A 22538-nucleotide genomic window follows, 5' to 3' on the forward strand; every position below is an offset into this window, starting at 1 on the left:
CGGTTGCGGCGGGAAGCTTAGAGGCCTTTCCGATCGGGCGGAACGTCCGATCGACAAGAAGGTGCTCTCAAGTCAATGGGCTGGGAGCCCAACGCTATTCCGCCGCCATCGCCATTTCCGAGCGCACCACCGCGCGCAGGCTGTCGATCGGCTTCAGCCCCTCGCGGGTCTCGATGTGCCAGTAGGTCCAGCCATTGCAGGCCCCCGCGCCCTGCGCCACCGCGCCGGCGCGGTGGATCGAGCCGACCATGCCCAGCCCCGGCGCGGTCTCCACCGACAGCGTGCCGTCGGCGCGCACCATCGCCTTCACCTGCGCTCGCGCATCGGTGAGCAGCGTGCCGGGCGTCACCAGCCCGCGCTCCACCAGCGAGGCGAAGGCCACGCGCGGCGCCTCGCGGGCCGAGGGAGCCGGGGCGAGCGCCGCCTCGGGCAGCGGCTCGGCGGCATCGACCCGCGCCTGCGCCGCCTCGGCATAGCCGGGATCGCGCTCGATGCCGATGAAATGGCGGCGCAGCTTCTTGGCTACCGCCGCCGTGGTGCCGGAGCCGAGGAACGGGTCGAGCACCACGTCGCCGGGCTTGGAGGCGGCGAGCAGCAGCCGCGCGATCAGCGCCTCCGGCTTCTGGGTCGGGTGCAGCTTGTGGCCGTCGGCGTCCTTCAGCCGCTCGCCGCCCGAGCAGATCGGGAACAGCCAGTCGGAGCGCATCTGCACGTCCTCGTTGGCGGCCTTCATCGCCTCGTAATTGAAGGTGTAGCCGCGGGCGTTCGGCTCGCGCGCCGCCCAGATCAGCGTCTCGTGCGCATTGGTGAAGCGCCGGCCGCGGAAATTCGGCATCGGGTTGGTCTTGCGCCAGACGATGTCGTTGAGGATCCAGAAGTCGAGGTCCTGCAGCATCGAACCGACGCGGAAGATGTTGTGGTAGGAGCCGATCACCCACAACGTGCCGGTCGGCTTCAGCACCCGACGCACGGCGAGCAGCCAGGCGCGGGTGAAGGCGTCATAGGCCTGGAAACTCTCGAACTGGTCCCAGGCGTCGTCCACCGCGTCGACCCGGCTTTCGTCCGGCCGCTTCAGTTCGCCCTGGAGCTGGAGATTATAGGGCGGGTCGGCGAAGACGAGGTCGACCGACTTGGCCGGCAGCCGCGACAATTCGGCGATGCAGTCGCCGTTGAGGATGGTATCGAGCGGCAGGGCGTCGGCCGACGCCGCCCGGGAGGCGCGGGGGACGGAGCGGGAGGCGAGGCGGGGAAGGGCCTCGACGGCCTCGGCCTTCGGCACGACTTTCATGAAACGGCACCCGACGCTTGAACGCAGACTGGAACGCAACAGCACGCGTCCACAATCTCCGCTGTTCAGGGTAAAGAGCGGGTAAAAGGTTCCGATTGGATTTTACGCAAATGGGCGCCACCCCCTCCCATTGGCATGGCGACGGCCTCGGCGCCCGCTCCATGCGCTTCGCGCTGACGGTGATGGCGCCGATCTCGGTCGCCCTGACATTCGGCGTCGATGTGTGGCTGGTCTACGCGATGATCACCGGCATCCTCGCCTTCACGCTCGATACCGGCGGGCCGGCGCTGCCGCGACTGGGCTGGATGGGAGCGGCCGGCGTCATCGTGGTGGCGGGCACCGGGCTCGGCACGCTGGCGGCCGGCCAGCCGGTGGCGATCATGGCCGGCTTCGCGCTGGCCGGCGTCTCCTATGCGCTGGTGGAGAGCCTCGACGACACGCTGGCGGCCGGTGCCCGCTTCCTGTGCCTCACCTTCGCGGTCGGCGCGCTCTATACGCCGCTGGAGGCGCGCGACGTCGGCGTGGTCGCGGGCTTTGTAGGCTACGCTTGGCTGGTGTCGCTGTTCTGGGACGCGCTTGGCGGCGGGCTGCGCGCCTCGACGGCGCCGGCGCTGCGCGAGATCTATGCGCGATTGCGGGCCACCGAGCGGCAGCGCTGGATGTTCGCGCTCGCCGTCGCCATCACCATTCCGCTCGCCTATCTCGCCAGCCATGCGCTGGGGCTGCGCCATCCCTATTGGGCGCTGATCGCGGTGGTCATCGTGCTGCGGGCGGATGCGCTGTCGAGCCGCCGGCTGATCGGGCAGATGCTGCTCGGCACCGCGCTCGGCATCGTGGCGGCGCTGCTCTACGGCCTCGGCGCCACGGAATTGCGCCGGCGCGGCCTCGACCTGCCGCAACACTCGCTGCTGCTGGTCGGCATGGCGATGGCGGCGCTACTGCGCTGGCCGTTTCAGCAGCTCAGCGGCATGCTCGGCACCGCCGCGCTCACCGCCTTCATCATGCTGTTCCTGGAGGTGATCGCCGGCACGGTGGGCGGCGCCGCCACCGCCATGGCGGAGCGGCTGATCGATGTCGCCATCGGCTGCGGCTTCGCCCTGCTGGCCCTCGGCATCGACCGGCTGGGCCAGCGCGGTCTCGCGCGGCTGCGGCCGCCCTAGTCGTACGCGCCTAGTCGTACGCGACGCTCAGGGTGCCAGGCTCAGGGCACCAGCCATAGCACCGGCAGCCAGCCGGCGGCCTGCGCCATCTCGATGCCTTCGGCGAGCGGGATGGCGGCGAGGAACACGCAGGCATCGATGAAGGTCTGCATCACCATACGCGGGCGGATTTCCAGCGTGTCGACGTTCTGCCACAGCCGGAAGTTCGGCCAGAAGCGCGGCACCCGCGCCTTGTAGATGAGATAGGTTTCCCCGAAGCGCTCGGCGAGGAAGCGTTCTTCCTTGCGCACCACGACGGAGAACACCAGCCAGGTGAGCAGCGTGGCGGCCACCGCCGCGACGAGCGAGCCGAACTGCGCGCCGGCGCCGGCGGCGCCGATGAAGGAGAACACGTAGAGCGGGTTGCGGCTGATCGAATAGGGCCCGAGCGCCACGATCTCCGACTTCTTGCGGCCGCTGATATAGAGCGAGCACCAGGTACGCCCGGCGATCGCCACGAACAGCAGGACCACGCCCACCGACTCGATGATCTCGTGCGGGCTGTCCTCGCTGTCTGGCCACAGCGAATGGCCGGTGAGCAGGATCAGCACCGCGAGGCCGCCGAGGGCGAACAGCGCGAGTTTGCGCAGGCTCTGTACGGCGCCAAGGTCGATGCTCGGCGTCGGCTGGCCCACCGGCGGGGACTTGTCGTTCATGGCTGGCTGATTCCCGGAGAATGTAGCCGGCCACTAATTCACGCTTGCGGCGAATTTCAGGCCGGCATCACCCGCCTGTCGCGCAGGGCGAGCCCGGCGGCGACCAAGGCGAGGCCGGCGACGTGGTAGAGATGCAGGCTCTCGCCGAGCAGGCCGACCGCGAGCGCCGCGCCGAACACCGGCATCAATTGCAGGAATTGGCCCGCGCGGGTCGGTCCGAGCACCGCGACGCCGCGGGCCCACAGCACGAAGCCGATGGTCGGGAAGATCGCGGTATAGGCGATCAGCAGCGCCGCCTCGCCGGCATGGGCGGTGCCGAAGCCGCCCTGCGCCATCTCCAGAGCGGCGAAGGGGGTGAGCGCGACCAGGCCGAACGGGATCGACACCGCCAGCGCGGCGGCGGCGGACAGCCCGCCGGGGAAGCGCTTCAGCAGCACCGCATAGAGCGCGAAGGCGCTGATGCCGCCGAACAGCACGAGGTCGCCGGGATTGAGCGCAAGGCTGGCGAGGTTGGCGATGTTCCCCCGCGTGACGATCAGCGCCACGCCGAGGGTGGAGACCCCGAGCGCCAGCCGCGCCCGGCGGCTGGTGCGCTCGCGCAGGATCAGCCAGCCGAGCAGGCCGACCAGGATCGGCGCCGCCGAGCCGATGATCGAGCCGTTGACGAGGGTGGTATGGGCGAGCCCGGCATAGATCATCACGGTGAACACCGCGATGTTCAGTACCCCGGCGGCCAGCCACAGCGGCCAGCGGCGCTTCAGCTCGTCGGCCTTGGCGCGGATCTCGCGGAAGGTGAAGGGCAGCAGCAGCATGAGCGCGACGGCCCAGCGAGCGGCGGAGAAGGTGGCCGGCGGTAGCACCTCGGCGGCCATGCGCCCGGCGAGGAAGTTGCCGGACCACAGCAGCGCCGCCCCGGTGAGCGCCAGCGCGGCGAAGGTGGCCGGCTGCATCTGCGGCCGGCGAGCCTCGCGGTACTTTGCCGTGCCGGAGACGAGCGGATTCAACGTGTCTGCCACGAATGCCATGACGCTGCCTCCTCGCTTTCAAGAAACGCCGGGGCGGTGGATGTCACCGCGGATCACCGATATAGGTCAGTGTAGTTGACCTATGGCCGGCATGTCCTTGCGTTCTGCGGGAGGGCGACGGCGTTGCGCGGCAGATTCTGCCGTCAGCGCCGTATTTTTGGCTCGCGGCTGTCGCTGCCTATCTTTTCGGCAACGGAATCGGGCGTGGCGGGCGAGGGGCGCAGATGGCCGAGCGGCAGCGTGCCGCTCTCCTTCACCCGCTTCAGCGCCAGCGAGGAGCGCACGCCGCGCACGCCGGGCAAGCCCATCAGCACGTCATGGGCGAAGTGGGCGAAGCCGTCGAGATCCTCGCACACCACATGCAGCAGGTAGTCGCTGTCGCCGGTGACGCTGTAGCAGGCGATCACTTCCGGCCGGTCGAGCACCGCCGCCTCGAAATCCCGCGCCGCTTCCTCGACCTGCCGCTCCAGATGCACCTGGATGAAGGCGAGCACGCCGAGCCCCAGCCGGGGCGCGTCGAGCCGCGCCTGATAGCCGGCGATCAGCCCGTCCTCCTCCAGCCGTCTTGTGCGCCGGAGGCAGGGCGAGGGCGACAGGCCGATGCGCTCGGACAGTTCGGCATTGGTCAGCCGCCCATCCTGCTGCAGCTCCTTCAGGATGCGCATATCGAAGAGATCGACCACGGGAATGCGCATGCTCTGTCTCCATGGAGAGGAAATGCGGCAGGATCGGCTTCGGGATGTGAGTTTGCCGGCAGAAGTCGCCATACGGCAATTGGCCTTTCGGTCAGGAAAGCTGACATTTCCATCCCGCCACCCGCGTCGCCGGGGCGTCGCGCCGGCCGCCACCGGGGTGTCGCCAGGGCGGGCAACCGTGCAGAATCCCCAACATGTCGTGGATCGCCGCCCGCCGGACACTTGAACTTGTGTCCGGTCGGCCGCACCCTAAGGGCATGAAATTCACCCGGCTGCGCCTTCTCGGCTTCAAGACCTTCGTCGAGCCGACCGAGATGCTGATCGAGCCCGGCCTTACGGGCGTCGTGGGCCCGAATGGCTGCGGCAAGTCGAATCTCGTCGAAGCGCTGCGCTGGGTGATGGGCGAGAATTCCTACAAGGCGATGCGCGCCGAGGGGATGGACGACGTCATCTTCGGCGGCACCACCACCCGCCCGGCGCGCAACACCGCCGAGGTGATGCTGGTCATCGACAATGAGGACCGCACCGCGCCGGCGATCTTCAACGATGCCGACCGGCTGGAGGTCTCCCGCCGCATCGAGCGCGAGGCCGGCTCCTCCTACCGCATCAACGGCCGGGAGGTGCGCGCCCGCGACGTGCAGATCCTGTTCGCCGACGCCTCCTCCGGCTCGCGCTCGCCCTCCATGGTGCGGCAGGGGCAGATCGGCGAACTGGTCGGCTCCAAGCCCACCGCGCGCCGCCGCATCCTCGAGGAAGCCGCCGGCGTCGCCGGCCTGCACGCCCGCCGCCACGAGGCGGAGATGCGGCTGCGGGCGGCGGAGGCGAACCTCGGCCGCCTGGAAGACGTGATCGGCCAGATCGGCACCCAGCTCGACGCGCTGCGTCGCCAGTCGCGGCAGGCCGGCCGCTATCGCGCGGTTTCCGGCGACATCCGCAAGGCGGAAGCGGCGCTGCTGTGGCTGCGCTGGTCGGAAGCCGCCTCGACCCTCGCCGAGGCCAGCCGCACCCTCGACCTCGCGGTGCGCGAGGTGGCGGCCTGCACGCTGGCGCAGGGCGAGACCGCCCGCGCCGCCGCTGTCGCCGCCCATGGCCTGCCGGCACTGCGCGAGGCCGATGCCGCCGCCGCCGCCGGCTTGCAGCGCCTCACTTTGGCGCGCGGCGAGCTCGACGGTGAGGAGGCGCGCGCCAGCGCCCGCGTCGCCGAGCTGGATCGCCGGCTTGCCCAGCTGGCCGGCGACCTGCAGCGCGAGGCGGCGCTGGCCGCCGATGCCGGGGCGATGCTGGCGCGTTTCGCTGAGGAAGCCGCGACGCTGCAGGACGCGGAGGAGGGTTCCGCCGAGGCGCTGGAGGCGGCGCAGGAAGCGCGGGTGATCGTCGAGGAAGGGCTTGCCGCCGCCGAGGCTGCCTTCGCCGAGGCGACCGCGCTCGCCGCCGAGGGCACCGCCCGCCGCGGCGGCGCCGAGCGCGCGCTGCGCGAGGAGAGCGACCGGCTGGCGAAGCTCGAGCGCGAGCTCGTGCAGCTATCCGAGCAGGCGCGCACCGTGGCCGCCGCCGCCGGTGCCGACCGGCTGGAGGAGCGCCGTGCCGCCGCCGAGGCGGCGCAGGAGGCCTTCGCCGAGGCCGAGGCGCTCGCCCACGACATCGAGGCGGTGCATGTCGAGGCGCGCGCCGCGCTCGACCGGGCCCGCCGTCCGCTCGCCGAGGCCGAGCGTACCGCCCAGCGGCTCGACACCGAGCAGCGCACGCTGATGAAGCTGCTCGATATCGGCACGCCGAAGCGTTTTCCGCCGGTGCTGGACCAGATCACGGTGGCGCGCGGCTTCGAGACGGCGCTCGGCGCCGCGCTCGGCGACGATCTCGACGCCCCGGCGGTCGATTTCGCCGCCGCCGGCGAGGCGCCGGTCCGGTGGTCGCCGACCGGGCAGGGCGAACTGCCGCTGGAGCCGCCGCGTCCAGACGATCCGGCCCTGCCGCCGGGCGCCGAGCCGCTGGCCGATCATGTGACGGCGCCGTCGGTGCTGGGGCGCCGGCTCGCCCAGATCGGCGTGGTCGCGCGGGCGGACGGGCCGTATCTGCTCGCCCGTCTGGCGCCTGGTCAGCGCCTCGTCTCCCGCGAGGGTGACCTGTGGCGCTGGGACGGCTTCGCCGCCGCCGCCGATGCCCCGACCGCCGCCGCCCGCCGGCTCGCCGAGCGCAACCGGCTTGCCGATATTGCCGATCAGCTTGCCGCCGCCCGTGACGAGGTGGCGACGCATCGGGCCGCGCTGACCGCTGCCGAGCAGGCGCTGCGCGCCGCCGGCTCGAAGGAGGCCCATGCCCGCGAGGCCCGGCGCGCCGCGCTGCGCGCCATGGAGACGACACGCGAGGATTATGCTCGCGCCGAGCGGGCCGGCGCCGAGCGGGCCGCCCGTAAGGCGGCGCTCGACGCCAGTCTGGAGCGCGCCGAGGCCGAGCGCGAGCAGCATGCCATCGCGCTGGAGGAGGCGCGGGAGGCGCTGGCGGGGCTTCCCCCGCCCGGCGCCGCCGAGGCGCTGCTCGCCGAGGCGCGCCTCGCCGTCGCGCAGCATCGCGCCGAGCTGGCTGAGGTCCGTTCCGCCGCCGAGGGGCTGGTGCGCGAGCGCGACCAGCGCCAGCGTCGGCTCGCCGCCCTTACCCATGAGGAGCAGTCGTGGAAGGCCCGCGCCGCCGGCACCGGCGAGCGGGTCGCTGCCATCGAGGACCGCCGCGAGGAGGCCGCCATCGAGCGCGCCGAGCTCGACGACGCCCCCGCCGTCTTCGCCTTCCGCCGCCGCGAGCTGCTCTCCGCCATCGAGCGCGCCGAGGCGGCCCGCCGCGCGGCGTCCGATTCGCTCGCCGCGGCCGAGGCCGCCAGCCGCCAGGCCGAGCAGGACGCCCGCGCCGCGCTCGATGCGCTGGCCACGGCGCGCGAGGCCGCGGTCCGCGCTGAGACCCGGCTGGAGGGCGCCCGCCAGCGGCGCGAGGATCTAGTGCGCGAGATCGCCGACACGCTCGATGCCCCGCCGGAGACCGCGCGCGAGATCGCCGGCTTGCCCGCCGATTCGGGGGAGGCTCTGCCGGCCCCGCAGGTGGTGGAGGCCGAGCTCGACCGGCTGAAGCGCGAACGCGAGCGGCTCGGCGCCGTCAATCTGCGCGCCGAGGAGGAACTGGCCGAGGTCGAGACCCAGCAGCAGGGCCTCGCCGCCGAGCGCGACGACCTCACCGAGGCGATCAAGCGGCTGCGCCAGGGCATTGCCAGCCTCAACCGCGAGGCGCGCGAGCGGCTCAACGCCTCCTTCGCGGTGGTGGACGGGCATTTCCGCCAGCTGTTCGGCACGCTGTTCGGCGGCGGCGAGGCGCAGCTGATCCTCACCGATTCGGAAGACCCGCTGGAGGCCGGCCTCGACATCGTCGCCAAGCCGCCGGGCAAGAAGCCGCAATCGCTGTCGCTGCTGTCGGGCGGCGAGCAGGCGCTGACCGCGATGGCGCTGATCTTCGCGGTGTTCCTCACCAATCCGTCGCCGATCTGCGTGCTCGACGAGGTGGACGCACCGCTCGACGACGCCAATGTCGAGCGCTTCTGCAATCTGCTCGACGAGATGCGGCGGCTGACACAGACCCGATTCGTCACCATCACCCATAATCCGATCACCATGAGCCGGATGAATCGGCTGTTCGGCGTCACCATGGCCGAACGGGGTGTGTCGCGGCTGGTTTCGGTCGATCTCGCCACTGCGGAGAGCTTTCGCGAGGCCAGCTGACCCTCGGGCAGGCGGCGCGCGCGGCGCGGGCGGCGATCCCTGGCATGCCAAAAACGGCTTCTGGCATGCCAAAAACACAGCGAACAGCTTCCCTTGGTGCCGCGAGCCGTGCAAAACACCTGCGACAAGGCGTCCGTCTGCGGCTTTTATTGATTATCTTCAATGACTTAAAAGATGTGAACGTCGCCTTGACACCCCTCCGGGCGATCACTATGGTGCGCCCGGTTTCGGGGGTAGGGAAACCTTCTCCGGTCAAGGCTGGGCACAGATCATGGACGACCGGAAAAAAACGGACGGCCAGGGCGGCGCAGGTAAGCCGGAGCTCTCCGATTCCGAACTCTCCGGCCGGCTTCGCGGCCTCGGCTCGGCACTCCAGCGGGTGCAGGCCGAACGGAAGGCGGAGGAGGCGGATCCGAAGGCGGACCCGACCTCCACGGCTTCCGGCATGGCGCTTGCCTTCCGGTTGGGAGCCGAGTTCGTGGCGGGGGTTCTGGTCGGTGCCGGCCTCGGCTGGGGTATCGACTATGTCCTCGGCATCGCGCCGTGGGGGATGATCGTGTTCCTGCTGCTGGGCTTCGGGGCCAGCGTGGTGAACATGATGCGGGCGGCCGGCGAGTTCGGCCGCAAGACGCCGCCAAAGGGCGGTGCATAAGGATTAGGCGTTCGCCGCCAGGCGACGCCGGTGCCGGGATCCCGCCGCAGATGCGGCGCGCGGGTCGAGGCTGTCGCCGAAAGGCGGCGTGAAGATGACCAGCCGCCGCCTCGCGCGGCGCCCGGAAGATGGTGTGCCGCGGTCGCCGGCATCGCTCCGGATCGAGAAATTCATGCGTGCCGTCCGTCCGGGCGGTGCGGTCAGGTAGGGCGGGCGCTCCATGATGGGGCGATCCGGATGAGGGCAGCGACCGGCGATGGCAGTCGAGATCGATCCGATCCATCAGTTCCAGATCTTCAATATCGTGGATCTGGGAGCGCCGGGCGGCGTTCATCTCGGCTTCACCAACTCCGCCGCCTTCATGGTCGGCATCGTTGCCGCCATCTTCTTCTTCCTGACCTACGCCACCCGCGGGCGCACTTTGGTGCCTGGGCGGCTGCAGTCTATGGCCGAGCTTTCCTACGAGTTCGTCGCCTCAACGGTGCGCTCGACGGCCGGCAATGAGGGGATGAAGTTCTTCCCCCTCGTCTTCTCGCTGTTCATGTTCGTGCTGTTCGCGAACTTCGTCGGCATGATCCCCTATTCCTTCACGGTCACCAGCCACATCGTCGTCACCGCCGCGCTGGCGTTGGTGGTGATCGGCACCGTGATCATCTACGGCTTCGCCCGCCACGGGACGCATTTCCTGCACCTCTTCGTGCCGTCGGGCGTGCCGGCCTTCCTGCTGCCCTTCATGGTGGTGATCGAGCTCATCTCCTTCCTGTCGCGCCCGATCAGCCTGTCGCTGCGTCTGTTCGCCAACATGCTGGCCGGCCATATCGCCATGAAGGTGTTCGCCGGCTTCATCGTGATGATGACGGCGGGCGGCGTCGCCGGCTTCTTCGGCGCCGTGCTGCCGCTGGCCATGGTGGTGGCGCTCACCGCCCTCGAATTCCTGGTCGCTGCCCTGCAAGCCTATGTGTTTGCGGTGCTGACCTGCATCTATCTCAACGACGCGCTGCATCCGGGCCACTGATCGGCGCGCTCGCGGGACCCCTCAAAGCCTTCAACTCAATCTTGCGAATTTAATAGGAGAAGATCATGGAAGCGGAAGCCGCCAAGTTCCTCGGCGCCGGTCTCGCCTGCCTCGGCATGGGCCTCGCTGGTATCGGCGTCGGTAACATCTTCGGCAACTTCCTCTCGGGCGCCCTGCGCAACCCGTCGGCGGCCGATGGCCAGTTCGCTCGCGCCTTCATCGGCGCGGCGCTTGCCGAAGGTCTGGGCATCTTCTCGCTCGTCGTCGCCCTCGTCCTGCTGTTCGTGGTCTGACGTCCTGACTTGAGGTGGCGGGCGTGCCTTGATGGCGCGCCCGCTTTGCCCAATCGATCGAGGAAGCCCGCACCATGTCCGAGACCCACGGTCCGGCCGGTACCTTCATTCTAGCCCAGTCCAGCCCGACGCCCGAGGCGCCCGCGCCTGGCACGGGCACCCATAGTGGCGTGGAGATCGGCGTGCCCCCCGCGGAAGCCCATGGCAGCGGATTCCCGCCCTTCGATGCAACGACATTCCCTTCGCAGCTGATCTGGCTGGCGATCACCTTCGTCGCGCTCTATCTGCTGATGAGCCGGATCGCGCTGCCGCGCATCGCCACCATTCTCGAAGAGCGTCACGATCGCATCGCTGACGATCTCGAGGAGGCCGGCAAGCTGAAGTCGGAGAGCGAGACGGCGGCCAAGGCCTATGAGCAGGCGCTGACCGGCGCCCGCGGCAAGGCGACGGCCATCGCGTCGGAAACTCGCGAAAAGCTGTCGGGCGAAGCCGAGACGGGCCGCAAGGCGCTCGAGGCCGAACTCGCCGCCAAGCTCGCCGATGCCGAGGCGAAGATCGCCGCGACCAAGACGAGCGCCATGGCCAATGTCCGCGGCATCGCCGTCGACGCCGCCGGCGCCATCGTCAACCAGCTGACTGGAGCCGAACCCGCCCCGCAGGCGGTCGAGGCGGCGGTCGACAAGGCCATCGGGAGCTGACGCGCCATGGGTAGCGATACTTTCTGGGTTGCCGTCGCCTTCATCATCTTCATGGTGATCCTGGCCAAGTACGGCGCGTTCTCCGGCATCATCGCCAAGCTCGACTCCCGCGGCGAGCGCATCCGCGCCGAGCTGGAGGAAGCCCGACGGCTGAAGGAAGAGGCGCAGAAGCTGGTGGCGGAATATCGCCGCAAGCAGCATGAGGCGGAAGCCGAGGCCGAGGCGATCATCACCACCGCCAAGGCCGAGGCCGAGCGCCTCGCCGGCGAAGCCAAGGCCAAGCTGGAAGATCTTGTCGCCCGCCGCACCAAGATGGCGGAGCAGAAGATCGCCCAGGCCGAGGCGCAGGCGCTGGCCGATGTGCGCGCTGCCGCCGCCGATGCCGCTGTGAAGGCGGCCGAGGTGGTGCTGGCGGCGAACGTCACCGGCGAGACCGCCGACCGCCTGCTTGATTCGGCGGTTGCCGAGGTGAAGTCCCGGCTCAACTGAGCAGCCTTCACCAACTCACGACATCTGAAAGCCCGGCTTCGCGCCGGGCTTTTTGCGTCTGTCGGCACCCGGTGGATCTCGCGGGAATGCCGACGCCGGTCCTTTCCGCGTGGCCGACCGGAGGCGAATGCGACATCTGAATGTCTCATGCATATCGCCGGCAGGAACAACCAAAAGATGTTTGGTAAAAAAATACAATTATAAGATGATTCCCGCCTGAGCCACCCGCACTGGGCGAGGCGCAAGAGGAGGGGGCCATGAGCATTGACGACGTCGCGAGCCACTACATGGAGAGCGTGCCGCTTTCCAAATCGCTTCCGATCAATGTCGGGCTCAGTTCCGCGCGCGACACCACGATGGCGTCGATCCTCGGCTCGCCGCACCAGCCGCTGACCACGAGCTGCCAGAACAGTCTGGCGTCGGACAAGACGCAGTCCTTGCGCGCCACCCGCAAATTCACGCCGCATCTGCGCGCGACCGGCGTGACGCCGGCCCTCGATTCGCTGGAGCGCGTGCTCGCCGCGGCCTTCGCAGCGCACCCCGATCTCGACGAGGTGCTCAGGACCCAGGGCATGCTGTGCGTACGTCGGCGCAAGCCGACCAATGGCTCGGTATCGTACAAGCCCAGCAACCACAGCTGGGGCACGGCAATCGACCTCAACATTGTCGGCTATGCCGCGCCCGGCAATACCGGCCAGAGCATTCCCCGCTTCATCGCGGTGCTGCTGCCCCTGTTCCATGCCGAGGGGTGGTATTCCGGCATCGCGTTCCAGGCACGATGCATTTCGAGGTGGCCGAAGAGACCATCCGCCATTGGTCGCAGACCGGCGTCATCTGATGCCGGTTGCCGACCCATGCGATGCCCGCGAAGATGCGGAGCCTGTCGCGCGTGCGCCTCAGCTGGTCCAGCGGCGCGGGCGGTAGAAGGTGTGCTCGCCGATACGGTCAAGCTTGCGCATCTCGCTGATCCAGAACGGTCGCACCGATTGCGCGTGGTAGTGCGTCGCCCGCCCGACCCTCGTATCCCACAGCTTGCCGTCCAGCATGTCGGCGGCGATGCGTTGGGCCTGCTTCCACAGTCGCGGCTCGGTGACGACGTCGCGGATATTGTCGCAGGCGAAGGTGAACTGGCAGGCGAATTTGCGCTTGGCATTCTGGTAGACCGCGCGGCAGACATCGGCGGGGTAGTAGCCGGAGAACACCCGGTTCATCACCACCTGCGCCACCGCGATCTGCCCGCGCTCCGGCTCGCCGCGGCTCTCGAAATACACGGCTTCGGCGAGGCACTTCTCCGCCCGCTCGCGCCGGCGGCCGTCGAGGCCGAGCCGCTCGGCCGGCGCGGCGCCGGCCATGCGGCCGAGCGTCGGCGTCTGCGCGCCGTCGATGGCGTCGACATCGCCGCTGCCATCGCCATCCCCGTCCTTGGCGGCGACCGAAGTGCCGGCCTCGTCGTCCGCCTCGCCGCCGAGGAAGCGCTGCGCCGGCGTGCCGTCCAGCCCGAAGATCAGGCTGGCCTGACGATAGATCGGCAGCGCGCCTTCCGGCGTGCCCATCAACTGGCCGCCGGTCTCGGCGAAGGGATCGGCATAGGCCGGCCCGGCGGTGGGGCCGCCGGCTCCGGCGATGAAGACGGTCTCGGCGGCGGCGCTTTCCAGCTCGGTCGGGTCGCCGGTCGGGTCGCCGGCGTCGCTGGAATAGGCGGCGAGATCGTTGGCATCGGCGAGGTCGTCGCCCGCCTCGAACGGATCGGTGCCCATGCCCACGCTGATGCCCGTGCCGACGTCACTGCCAGTCGTGCGACCAGTCCCGGTTCCCGCGCCCGCCGTGGCGGAACTGGTTCCGCTGCCGGCCGGGGCGGTGGCGCTGGCGATGCCGGCATCGGCGAGCGCCTCGGGCAGGCCCGGCTCGGACGGCTGGTCGGTGACGGCGAGGCGGTCGCCCTTGTCTGCGCGATCACCCTTGTCGGTCCGGTCGACATTGATGGCGAGCGGCAGCAGCCGGGGCGGCGCCGGTATCGCCGAGCCCGGCGGCAGCGAAGAGGCTGTCGGCCAGGCGAAGGTCGCCGCCTTCAGCGTGCGGAAGGTACCGGGCAGCACGTCAAGGCGGGCTTTCGCCACCACCTCGGGGCTGTGGGTGAACAGTGCGGCGATGTCCTGGTGGCCGATGCCGCTAGCGAAGAACGGGGTGACCATGCCGGCCAGCGCCAGCCCGGCGACGACGCAGCGGGCCTGCCACCGCGAGGATCGGATCGACCGATGCGAGAAGCTCATGACGCGACGCCTACGCAACCTGGCCGCCCGGCGGCCCCCAACTCCGCCCGGCGTGGCGGGCGCGCATCAGGCAAGCCGCCACGCGCCGGGCCTTATGGTTGTCGCGTATTAACCTTGCTGCGCGGTTAACGCGGCGCCGCCGCCCGCCGGAGCCGGTCGGCGATGGCCTCGCCCAGCCCGTGCGCCGGCAGCCCGACCACCGCGATACCGGACACGCCGGGCGCGTCGAGTTCGCGCAGATAGGCGTAGAGATTGGCCGCCGCCTCGACGAGGTCGCCTTCCGGGCTGAGGTCGCGGGTGCGCACCGGCGGCGCCCCGTGCAGCGCTTGCCCGCCGAAGGTCAGCAGCGCCTCGCCGGCGCGCAGCTGCTCGGCCATCAGCCGAACCGGCACCGAGGGCGCGTAATGCGAGGCGAGCATGCCCGGCGCCTGCGGGGCCTCGTCGTCGGTGACGCGCTCGGGCACCGCGAGCGCATGGCCGAGCACCGCCTCGATCTCCTCGCGCGCCAGCCCGCCGGGGCGCAGCATCGCCGGGATGTCGCCGGTGCAGTCGAGGATGGTGGATTCCACCCCCACCGCCGCCGGCCCGGCGTCGAGCACCAGGTCGATGGCGCCGAGCAGGTCGGCCATCACATGGCCGGCGGTGGTCGGCGAGACATGGCCGGAACGGTTGGCGCTCGGCGCGGCGATCGGCCGGTCGGCGGCGCGCAGCACCGCCTGCGCCACCGGATGCGCCGGCACCCGGATCGCGACGCTCGACAGCCCGGCGCGGGCGAGAGGGGAGGTGGCGTCCTCGATCGCCGGCACCACCAGCGTCAGCGGCCCCGGCCAGAAGGCGCGGGCAAGCGCGGAAGCCGTCGGCGAGAATTGCCCGACCCGCAGCGCCGCCTCGACATCCGGAACATGGGCGATCAGCGGGTTGAAGCTCGGCCGCCCCTTGGCGGCGTAGAGCTTGGCCACCGCATGCGGGTCGGTGGCGTCGCAGGCGAGGCCGTAGACCGTCTCGGTGGGAATGGCGGCCAGCCCGCCGGAACGCAGCACCCGCGCAGTCTCGGCGATGCCCTCCTCGTCCGCCGGAACCAGGCGGGTCGCAATGATCGGGGTGGCCAGGCTCACGGGGTCGTCCTCGGGAAAAGCGTTCTCCCGGCTTAAGAGCCGGGCCGGCGCCGGTCAACCTCCGGCCGCTCGGCGCGCCCGGTGCGGCGAAAAAAGCCGTTCGCGCCGGGCGCCGCCGCTGGCCTGTCGCGCGGGCGTGGCATATCGTCCACCATCGGATGGTTCAAGAAGACCGATAAAGGCCGTCCGTATGGCTGCATCTTCGAGCGGTGCCGGTTCGCCCGCGGAAGATGCGGAGAGCAACGAACCCGAAGGCTTCGCGTTTCCCGAGACGACGAAGCGCCCGTCCCAAGGATGCCCATGAACACGCTGCTGATCGCGCACGACGCCTGCCTCGACCATGTCACGCCGCCCGGCCATCCCGAGCGTCCGGACCGGGTGCGGGTGCTGAACCGCCTGTTCGAGAAGGAGGAGTTTGCCACGCTGGTGCGCGAGCCGGCGCCGCTCGCCAGCCGCGAGGACATCATCCGCGTGCATCCGGCCGACTATGTCGACGCGCTGGCCGAGGCCAACCCGACCGAGGGGCTGGTGCGCATCGACGGCGATACCGTGCTGTCCCCCGGCACCGGCGAGGCGATCTCGCGCGGCGTCGGCGGCTCGGTGCTGGCGGTGGACGAGGTGCTGGCCGGCAAGGTGGCGAACGCCTTCGTCTCCATGCGCCCGCCCGGCCACCATGCCGAGACGCGTACGCCGATGGGCTTCTGCCTGTTCAACAACGTCGCCATCGCCGCCCGCCACGCGCAGAAGGTGCACGGCATCGGCCGCGTCGCCATCGTCGATTTCGACGTGCACCACGGCAACGGTACGCAGGAGATCTTCTGGTCGGATCCGAGCGTGATGTACGCATCGACGCATGAAATGCCGCTGTTCCCCGGCACCGGATCGGTGGGCGAGCGCGGCACCTCAGACAACATCGTCAACGCGCCTCTGCGTGCCGGCGACAATGGCGAGCGCTTCCGCGAGGCCTTCGAGAGCCGCATCCTGCCGCGCCTCAACGCCTTCGGTCCGGAGCTCTTGATCATTTCCGCCGGCTTCGACGCCCATGTGCGCGATCCGCTGGCGAATATCTGCCTCCTGGAGGACGACTATCGCTGGGTGACGCTGAAGCTGATGGAGGTCGCCGAGAAGCACAGCGGCGGGCGCATCGTCTCGGTGCTGGAGGGCGGCTACGACCTCGACGGGCTCACCCGCTCGGCCGAGCAGCACGTGCTGACGCTGATGCGCGGCTGATCCTGTATAAGGCGGGACGCGAGGGCGGCGATTCGTCTCTCTCGCGCAAGCGGAGGATGCCATGGCCGATTTTGCGGATGTCGGGACGCTGAGCTTCGAGAAGGCGCTGGCGGAGCTCGAGACCATCGTCGGCAAGCTCGAGGGCGGCAATGTCCCGCTGGAAGAGTCGATCACCCTCTATGCGCGCGGCGAGGCGCTCAAGGCCCGCTGCGACGCGCTTTTGAAGGACGCCGAGGCGCGGGTCGAGAAGATCACCCTCGGTGCCGACGGCCGTCCGGCCGGCACCGTGCCGCTCGACGGCGAATGAGCCTGCACGGGCGATGACCGTCCGCCTGCGCGGTCACCATCTGCTCTGCCTGATGACCTATGTCGGCCGGGGCTACAGCCCGGCCTTCACCGCCAATTACGATGCCCTTGTCATCCGCCTCGACGCCGGCGAGCCCGCCGAGCTGGTCGAGGGGCCGGACGATATCTGCGCGCCGATGCTCGGCGAAGCCGGCCATCATTGCCTGAACGACAGCGTCGTCGAGCGCGACCGGCAGGCCCGCGCCGCGCTGGCCGGGCTGTTCGGCGGCGGCTTCGCGCCGGGTGACCGCCTTGACCTGTCGGCACCGCGCCTCGCCGCGATGCGCGCGGCCTTCGCCAGCGGCGCCAGCCGCGCTGCCTGTGCCGGCTGCCAATGGACGCGATTGTGCGACGACATCGCTGCCGGCGGCTTCCGCCGGGTGCGCCTGAAAGGCGCGGCGGGCGAGGGCGGTGCACCCGAACCCAGCCCGCCGGAAGTCAGCTCGCCGTCACTCAGCCCGCCTTGCGCGCCGCGCAATCGGGATTGAACACCCGCACCGTCGAGGCCGGGTGACGGGCCAGTGCCGCTGCCGGCCTAACCGGTCGGCGCACCAGCTCGCCGGAGCAGTTCGGGCAGATGCCGCCGAGCACGTCGCGCGCGCAATCGGCGCAGAAGGTGCATTCGAAAGTGCAGATCATCACGTCGCGCGAGGCTGGCGACAGGTCGCGGTCGCAGCACTCGCAGTTCGGGCGCAGTTCCAGCATGCGGGACTCCCTGGAGAATACGACGAGACGATACCCTAGAGCACGCCCGGCACGATGCGGGCGGTGCGGGCCATGTAGGCGCGGTATTCGTCGCCGAAGGTGTCGAGCATCATCGCCTCTTCCCGGCCGACGCGGAAGAGGTAGAGGATGCCGAAGCCGATCACCCCGGCCGGGCCGGCGATCCAGTTGGGGATGAGGATCAGCTGCGCCACCGCCCACAGGAAGAAGGCGGAATACATCGGGTGGCGCACATAGCGGTAGACGCCGCCGGTGATCAGCTTGTGGCTGTCCTTGATCTCCAGCGTCACCGACCAGTTCTTGCCGAGGTCCTCATGGGTGCGGCGGAACAGCCACAGCGAGAAGGCGAAGGTGAGCGCGCCCAGCACCAGTTGCACCGCCGAATAGGGGTAGTCGGCGAAGTCGAACAGCTCGGAGGTCGCCCACAGCAGCGGGATGATGCCGAGCCCGCAGGTGGAGCAGGATAGCAGGATCAACTCGCGGACCTTGTGGCGGGCGTCGACCACCCTTTCGCGCTTCACCTTCTGCTCGAAGGGGATGCGGATGACGTACCAGCCGACGACGCCGATGGCCCAGATGATCTTGGCGGCGATGAGCAGGTTCATGAGGCGTCCTCTCGGGCGTCGTGCGGCGCAGGGGCCGGGGCGGTGATATCCGTCGCGGTATCGGGGGGGAGCAGCGAGCCGTCGTCGGCGAACCGGCTGATCGGTCCGTTTCGCGAGGCACACAGCTCGGCGAGGGGCAGGGGCCCCAGCGCGATCATGAAGAAGTCGTAGGGTGCCTTCATCTCGTTCGCCAGCAGGAACTGGTAGTGCAGGCGCATGATGTGCCAGCGCAGCGCCCGCAGCTTCTCGCGCGAGATCATCTGCTTGAGATTGGCGTTCTTCAGGATCGGCTGGCCGTATTCCGCCGTGTCGAACTCCGCCCGGCACAGCTTCACCGGGTGGTACTTGTAGAAATTGATGGCGTCGTGCCGCGCCTGATATTCCGCCCAGAACAGATCGGGATGCGCCGAGACGCGCGCGGCATCGGCGCGCACGGCGCCGGCATCCGGATGCAGCGAGAATTTCGGTATGGTGGCGCCGCAGGTCAAAAGGTTGAGCCGGGTGCCGCGCCGTCCCAGCTCGGGATCGCGAGCGAAGGCCTGCACCAGCACCCTCAGGGCCAGCGTGGCGCCGAGGCTGTGGCCGACCAGCACCACCTCGTCATAGTCGCCGCTCTGAACCTTCTGCACGAAATAGTCGGTGAAGCGCTCAAGCCGCTCGTCCATCAGCGGACTGCGTCCGTGCAGATAGTCGCGGGCGAGATCCCAGTCGTCGAGCGCCTGATGCAGCCGCCATCGTCGCCCCGGCTGAACGAACAGGCCGAGGAACAGCAGGAGTGCGGTGGTCAGCCCGACGAGGGTGGCCGCGTGCCCGCTGGTCTCCGGCGGCAGCAGCCAGCCGGCGAAGAGGCTGGCGACCAGCCCGCCCAGCAGGCCGGCGAGCAGGAACAGCACGAGGATGCCGACCGGAAACAGGCAGAAGATGCCGTAGCGCAGCGTCGCCTTGAAGTAGCGGCGGCTTGTGCCGTTGCGGGCGAATTCGAGCAACGCCGCCAGCCCGCGCCACAGCCGCACCACCGAGGGCCGCTCGTCGAGCGCCACCACGATGTCGTCCCAGCGCAGTAGGGCGAAATCGGTCGATTGCCGCCAGTTCGGCCCCTCGCTGCGGGTGCTCCACAGGCTCACCGGCAGGCCGGGCTCGTCGCGTCGCGCCGAGACCTCGGCGCCGCAGGACCACAGCTTGGCGAAGCGCCCGGCCTGGTTGGCGAAGCGCCCGTGATGATAGTCCATGTCGGTGGGGTCGTGGCCGGGCAGGAACAGCACGAGCCGCCGACCGGCGTCGACGTCGGTGGGGCGCGAGGCGTCGAGGCCCGGCGAGTCGGGAGCATCCCCTGCTGTCATGGCGTGGTTCTAATGTATGCAGGCGGGCGTTTCCATGTCCGTGGCGTGCACAACCGGCGGTCTCCACATGGTTTGGTGTCGCGGCGGGGCCTGGACCGCGCGGGAGCGGTACCAGCGGGTGGCCCGGCGTCGGCCGTTGGCCCGCACTGGCTTGAAATCCGCCCCCCGGTGGCCACTTAACCCGGCACGGGCCCGGGCGAATGGGGCGACGAGGCCGCTATCGCCGGGTGCGAAGGGTGCGCGTTGCACGCCTGCGCGCCAGCGTGTATGCCCTAGAACTTCGTCCGGCGGGCGGGAGCCTCCCGCGCTGGCGGACGTGTGCACCGAGGTAGTTCTTGACCCGTCCTTCCACGCCGCTTCTCGACAGCATCCGGGAGCCGGTCGATCTGCGCCGGCTGACGGACGAGCAGCTGCCCCAGCTCGCCGCCGAGCTCAGGGAAGAGACGATTTCTGCTGTCTCCGTGACCGGCGGCCATCTCGGCGCCGGGCTCGGCGTGGTCGAGCTCACCGTCGCGCTGCATCACGTTTTCGATACCCCGAACGACCGGCTGATCTGGGACGTCGGCCACCAGTGCTACCCGCACAAGATCCTCACCGGCCGGCGCGAGCGCATCCGCACGCTGCGCCAGGGTGCCGGCCTGTCCGGCTTCACCAACCGCGCCGAGAGCCCCTACGACCCGTTCGGCGCCGGCCATTCCTCGACCTCGATCTCCGCCGGCCTCGGCATGGCGGTGGCGCGGGATCTGGCGGCCGAGACCGATCCGGCGGTGGCCAAGCGCAACGTGGTCTGCGTCATCGGCGATGGCGCCATGTCGGCCGGCATGGCCTATGAGGCGATGAACAATGCCGGGGCGATGGACAGTCGCCTCATCGTGATCCTCAACGACAACGACATGTCGATCGCCCCGCCGGTGGGCGCCATGTCGGCCTATCTGGCGCGCCTGCTCTCCGGGCGCACCTATCGTTCGCTGCGCGAGACCGCCAAGCAGCTTGCCGGCAACCTGCCGAAGTTCTTCGAGCGCCACGCCGCCCGGGCGGAGGAGTTCGCCCGCGGCTTCCTCGCCGGCGGCACGATGTTCGAGGAGCTCGGCTTCTATTATGTCGGCCCGATCGACGGTCACAATCTCGACCACCTGCTGCCGGTGCTGCGCAATGCACGCGACAGTGACACCGGGCCGATCCTTGTCCATGTCGTCACCCAGAAGGGCAAGGGCTACGCGCCCGCCGAGGCCTCGGCCGACAAATATCATGGCGTGCAGCGCTTCGACGTCGCCACCGGCGCGCAGGCCAAGGCGATCTCCAACGCCCCGTCCTATACCCGCGTCTTCGCCGACAGCCTGATCGTCGAGGCGCGGCGCGACCCGAAGATCGTCGCGGTGACCGCCGCCATGCCGGCCGGCACCGGACTCGATCTGTTCGAGCAGGCGTTCCCCGAGCGGACCTTCGACGTCGGCATCGCCGAGCAGCACGCCGTCACCTTCGCCGCCGGCCTCGCCACCGAAGGCTACAAGCCGTTCTGCGCCATCTATTCCACCTTCCTGCAGCGCGCCTATGACCAGGTGGTGCACGACGTCGCCATCCAGCGGCTGCCGGTGCGCTTCGCCATCGACCGCGCCGGGCTCGTCGGTGCGGACGGCTCCACCCATGTCGGCGCCTTCGACGTGCCGATGCTCGCCTGCCTGCCCGGCATGGTGGTGATGGCGGCGGCCGACGAGGCCGAACTGGTCCACATGGTGGCGACGGCGGCGGCCTATGACGAGGGGCCCATCGCCTTCCGCTACCCGCGCGGCGAGGGCGTCGGCGTCGAGCGTCCCGAGCGGGGCGTCCCGCTGGAGATCGGCCGCGGCCGCATCGTGCGCGAGGGCTCCAAGGTGGCACTGCTGTCGCTCGGCACGCGGCTGGCGCCCTGCCTCGTCGCCGCCGATCAACTGGCGGCGTTCGGCCTGTCGACCACTGTCGCCGATGCCCGCTTCGCCAAGCCGCTCGACCGCGACCTCATCCTGCGCCTCGCGCGCGAGCATGAGGTGCTGGTGACGGTGGAGGAGGGCGCGGTGGGCGGCTTCGGCGGCCACGTGCTGACATTGCTCGCCGAGGCCGGGGCGCTGGAGCGCGGGCTGAAGATCCGCACGCTGCAGCTGCCGGACCGCTTCCTCGACCACGACACGCCGGCCGCCCAATTGCGTGAGGCCGGGCTCGACGCGGAAGGCATCGTGCGCGGCGTGTTCGGCGCGCTCGGCCGTGCCGAGGACGCACCGTCCGCCCTGCTGCGGGGCTGAGCGCCGGGAACGGCCGGCTGGAAGACCGGCCTGCGGGATCTTGGCCTATGAGAATCTTGGTCTGAGCAAAGAGCTGGGTCTGGAGGAGGCTTGCCATGGCGGATGCCGCACCGGTTCCCAAGCGCCAGCGTGCCGACCGCGTGCTGGTGGAGCGCGGCCTTTTCGACAGCCGCGCCCGCGCGCAGGCCGCCATCGAGGCCGGCCTCGTCACCGCCGACGGCAAGGTGCTGGCGAAGTCCTCCGAGACCGTCGCTCCCGACGCCGTCATCGAGGCGCGCGAGGCCTATGAATGGGTGTCGCGCGCCGGGCTGAAGCTGGAGGCGGCGCTCGACGCCGCCGCGCTCGACATCACCGGCTTTGAGGCGTTGGATGTCGGCGCCTCCACCGGCGGGTTCTCGCAGGTGCTGCTGGCGCGCGGCGCCGCCCGCGTTCATGCGGTGGATGTCGGCCACGACCAGCTGGCGGAGAAGCTGCGCATCCATCCGCGCCTCGTCTCGCTGGAAGGCACCGATATCCGCAAGCTCGCCCCCGGCGAGGTGCCGCCGGCGGAGATCATCACCATCGACGTCAGCTTCATCGCGCTGGAGCAGGTGCTGCCGGCCGCACTCGCCCATGCGGCGCCGAATGCATGGCTGGTGGCGCTGGTGAAGCCGCAATTCGAGGTTGGCCGCGAACACCTGTCCAAGGGAGGCATCGTGCGCGACCGCACGCTGGGCCTGATGGCGGTGGACCGGGTGGTCGCCCGGCTCGGCGAGCTCGGCTATCTGGTGACGCGCCGCCTCGCTTCGCCGATCCTCGGCGGCGACGGCAATGAGGAGCATCTGGTCGTGGCGGCGCGGACGGCATGAGCCGCCCGCGCGCCGTGT

Annotated in this window: 23 protein-coding genes; 12 read left to right on the plus strand and 11 right to left on the minus strand. The window is 70.0% G+C overall.

The annotated features are described in order from the left end of the window. Nucleotides 1-94: 94 nt before the first annotated feature. The gene (locus KHC28_RS24520) at nt 95-1288 is read right to left on the minus strand and encodes a site-specific DNA-methyltransferase (protein ID WP_214011004.1); all 1194 of its coding nucleotides are present in this window, start codon (nt 1286-1288) and stop codon (nt 95-97) included. Between the two features lie 110 nt (nt 1289-1398). Here KHC28_RS24520 and KHC28_RS24525 point away from each other — a divergent pair, with 110 nt between their 5' ends. Continuing rightward, nucleotides 1399-2448, plus strand: a complete 1050-nt coding sequence (locus tag KHC28_RS24525) for an FUSC family protein (RefSeq protein ID WP_214011005.1) — start codon at nt 1399-1401, stop codon at nt 2446-2448. A gap of 41 nt (nt 2449-2489) precedes the next feature. Here the strand turns inward: KHC28_RS24525 and KHC28_RS24530 are convergent, their stop codons facing one another. The 3 genes from KHC28_RS24530 to KHC28_RS24540 form a co-directional block, all read right to left on the minus strand. After that, nucleotides 2490-3143 carry a methyltransferase family protein gene (locus tag KHC28_RS24530; protein WP_214011006.1) on the minus strand — a complete coding sequence of 218 codons (654 nt, stop codon included), beginning with the start codon at nt 3141-3143 and terminating at the stop codon, nt 2490-2492. Between the two features lie 56 nt (nt 3144-3199). Next, nucleotides 3200-4168, minus strand: a complete 969-nt coding sequence (locus KHC28_RS24535) for a DMT family transporter (RefSeq protein ID WP_214011007.1) — start codon at nt 4166-4168, stop codon at nt 3200-3202. A gap of 143 nt (nt 4169-4311) precedes the next feature. Beyond that, nucleotides 4312-4863: an Lrp/AsnC family transcriptional regulator gene (locus tag KHC28_RS24540; protein ID WP_214011008.1), complete on the minus strand. Its 552-nt coding sequence runs from the start codon at nt 4861-4863 to the stop codon at nt 4312-4314. Nucleotides 4864-5120: 257 nt separating this feature from the next. Between KHC28_RS24540 and smc the strand changes: the two genes are divergently transcribed. Together smc and KHC28_RS24550 are read left to right on the plus strand one after the other, a co-directional pair. Beyond that, entirely contained in the window at nt 5121-8621 is a 3501-nt protein-coding gene (gene smc, locus KHC28_RS24545) for a chromosome segregation protein SMC (RefSeq protein WP_214011484.1), read from the plus strand. Nucleotides 8622-8892: 271 nt separating this feature from the next. Next, nucleotides 8893-9273 (plus strand): AtpZ/AtpI family protein, encoded by a 381-nt coding sequence (locus KHC28_RS24550; protein WP_214011009.1) that lies wholly within the window; start codon nt 8893-8895, stop codon nt 9271-9273. Between the two features lie 3 nt (nt 9274-9276). Here KHC28_RS24550 and KHC28_RS24555 read toward each other — a convergent pair whose 3' ends face one another. Beyond that, entirely contained in the window at nt 9277-9447 is a 171-nt protein-coding gene (locus KHC28_RS24555; protein WP_214011010.1) for a hypothetical protein, read from the minus strand. Nucleotides 9448-9529: 82 nt separating this feature from the next. Here KHC28_RS24555 and KHC28_RS24560 point away from each other — a divergent pair, with 82 nt between their 5' ends. The 4 genes from KHC28_RS24560 to KHC28_RS24575 all read left to right on the plus strand — a co-directional run bounded on the left by KHC28_RS24560 (nt 9530) and on the right by KHC28_RS24575 (nt 11768). Further along, nucleotides 9530-10288, plus strand: a complete 759-nt coding sequence (locus KHC28_RS24560) for a F0F1 ATP synthase subunit A (RefSeq protein WP_214011011.1) — start codon at nt 9530-9532, stop codon at nt 10286-10288. A gap of 65 nt (nt 10289-10353) precedes the next feature. Beyond that, nucleotides 10354-10581 (plus strand): F0F1 ATP synthase subunit C, encoded by a 228-nt coding sequence (locus KHC28_RS24565; RefSeq protein ID WP_029350478.1) that lies wholly within the window; start codon nt 10354-10356, stop codon nt 10579-10581. 74 nt (nt 10582-10655) lie between these two features. After that, nucleotides 10656-11279 (plus strand): F0F1 ATP synthase subunit B, encoded by a 624-nt coding sequence (locus KHC28_RS24570; RefSeq protein WP_214011012.1) that lies wholly within the window; start codon nt 10656-10658, stop codon nt 11277-11279. Between the two features lie 6 nt (nt 11280-11285). Further along, entirely contained in the window at nt 11286-11768 is a 483-nt protein-coding gene (locus KHC28_RS24575; RefSeq protein ID WP_214011013.1) for a F0F1 ATP synthase subunit B family protein, read from the plus strand. Nucleotides 11769-12051: 283 nt separating this feature from the next. Here the strand turns inward: KHC28_RS24575 and KHC28_RS24580 are convergent, their stop codons facing one another. The 3 genes from KHC28_RS24580 to KHC28_RS24590 form a co-directional block, all read right to left on the minus strand. Beyond that, nucleotides 12052-12195, minus strand: a complete 144-nt coding sequence (locus KHC28_RS24580) for a hypothetical protein (RefSeq protein ID WP_214011014.1) — start codon at nt 12193-12195, stop codon at nt 12052-12054. A 469-nt stretch (nt 12196-12664) separates the two neighbouring features. After that, the gene (locus KHC28_RS24585) at nt 12665-14038 is read right to left on the minus strand and encodes a cell wall hydrolase (protein ID WP_246565177.1); all 1374 of its coding nucleotides are present in this window, start codon (nt 14036-14038) and stop codon (nt 12665-12667) included. Between the two features lie 125 nt (nt 14039-14163). Further along, nucleotides 14164-15147 carry an L-threonylcarbamoyladenylate synthase gene (locus tag KHC28_RS24590; protein WP_376772804.1) on the minus strand — a complete coding sequence of 328 codons (984 nt, stop codon included), beginning with the start codon at nt 15145-15147 and terminating at the stop codon, nt 14164-14166. A 306-nt stretch (nt 15148-15453) separates the two neighbouring features. On the opposite strand from KHC28_RS24590, the gene KHC28_RS24595 reads away from it, so the two are divergent. The 3 genes from KHC28_RS24595 (at nt 15454) to KHC28_RS24605 (ending at nt 17216) form a co-directional block, all read left to right on the plus strand. Continuing rightward, nucleotides 15454-16383 carry a histone deacetylase family protein gene (locus KHC28_RS24595; protein ID WP_214011016.1) on the plus strand — a complete coding sequence of 310 codons (930 nt, stop codon included), beginning with the start codon at nt 15454-15456 and terminating at the stop codon, nt 16381-16383. A 61-nt stretch (nt 16384-16444) separates the two neighbouring features. After that, on the plus strand, nt 16445-16690 hold the full coding sequence (locus KHC28_RS24600; RefSeq protein WP_214011017.1) for an exodeoxyribonuclease VII small subunit: 246 nt from the start codon (nt 16445-16447) through the stop codon (nt 16688-16690). Nucleotides 16691-16703: 13 nt separating this feature from the next. Next, nucleotides 16704-17216 (plus strand): DUF1284 domain-containing protein, encoded by a 513-nt coding sequence (locus tag KHC28_RS24605; RefSeq protein ID WP_214011018.1) that lies wholly within the window; start codon nt 16704-16706, stop codon nt 17214-17216. Here KHC28_RS24605 and KHC28_RS24610 read toward each other — a convergent pair. Genes KHC28_RS24610 through KHC28_RS24620 form a run of 3 tightly spaced genes read right to left on the minus strand, consistent with a single transcriptional unit; the run spans nt 17182 to nt 19396 of the window. Further along, nucleotides 17182-17433 (minus strand): DUF1272 domain-containing protein, encoded by a 252-nt coding sequence (locus KHC28_RS24610; protein WP_214011019.1) that lies wholly within the window; start codon nt 17431-17433, stop codon nt 17182-17184. The two genes, KHC28_RS24605 and KHC28_RS24610, sit on opposite strands and share 35 nt — an antisense overlap. A 35-nt stretch (nt 17434-17468) precedes the next feature. Continuing rightward, nucleotides 17469-18056: a protein-S-isoprenylcysteine O-methyltransferase gene (locus KHC28_RS24615; protein WP_214011020.1), complete on the minus strand. Its 588-nt coding sequence runs from the start codon at nt 18054-18056 to the stop codon at nt 17469-17471. Further along, complete coding sequence (locus KHC28_RS24620; RefSeq protein ID WP_214011021.1) at nt 18053-19396, minus strand: alpha/beta fold hydrolase; 1344 nt, start codon at nt 19394-19396, stop codon at nt 18053-18055. The genes KHC28_RS24615 and KHC28_RS24620 overlap by 4 nt, the downstream gene beginning before the upstream one ends. Nucleotides 19397-19731: 335 nt before the next feature. On the opposite strand from KHC28_RS24620, the gene dxs reads away from it, so the two are divergent. Together dxs and KHC28_RS24630 are read left to right on the plus strand one after the other, a co-directional pair. Further along, nucleotides 19732-21672 carry a 1-deoxy-D-xylulose-5-phosphate synthase gene (gene dxs / locus KHC28_RS24625; protein ID WP_214011022.1) on the plus strand — a complete coding sequence of 647 codons (1941 nt, stop codon included), beginning with the start codon at nt 19732-19734 and terminating at the stop codon, nt 21670-21672. A gap of 95 nt (nt 21673-21767) precedes the next feature. Then, nucleotides 21768-22520, plus strand: coding sequence for a TlyA family RNA methyltransferase (locus tag KHC28_RS24630; RefSeq protein ID WP_214011023.1), 753 nt, complete (start codon nt 21768-21770; stop codon nt 22518-22520). Nucleotides 22521-22538: the final 18 nt, after the last annotated feature.

Source organism: Ancylobacter sonchi, assembly GCF_018390695.1.
GTDB classification, from domain to species: domain Bacteria; phylum Pseudomonadota; class Alphaproteobacteria; order Rhizobiales; family Xanthobacteraceae; genus Ancylobacter; species Ancylobacter sonchi.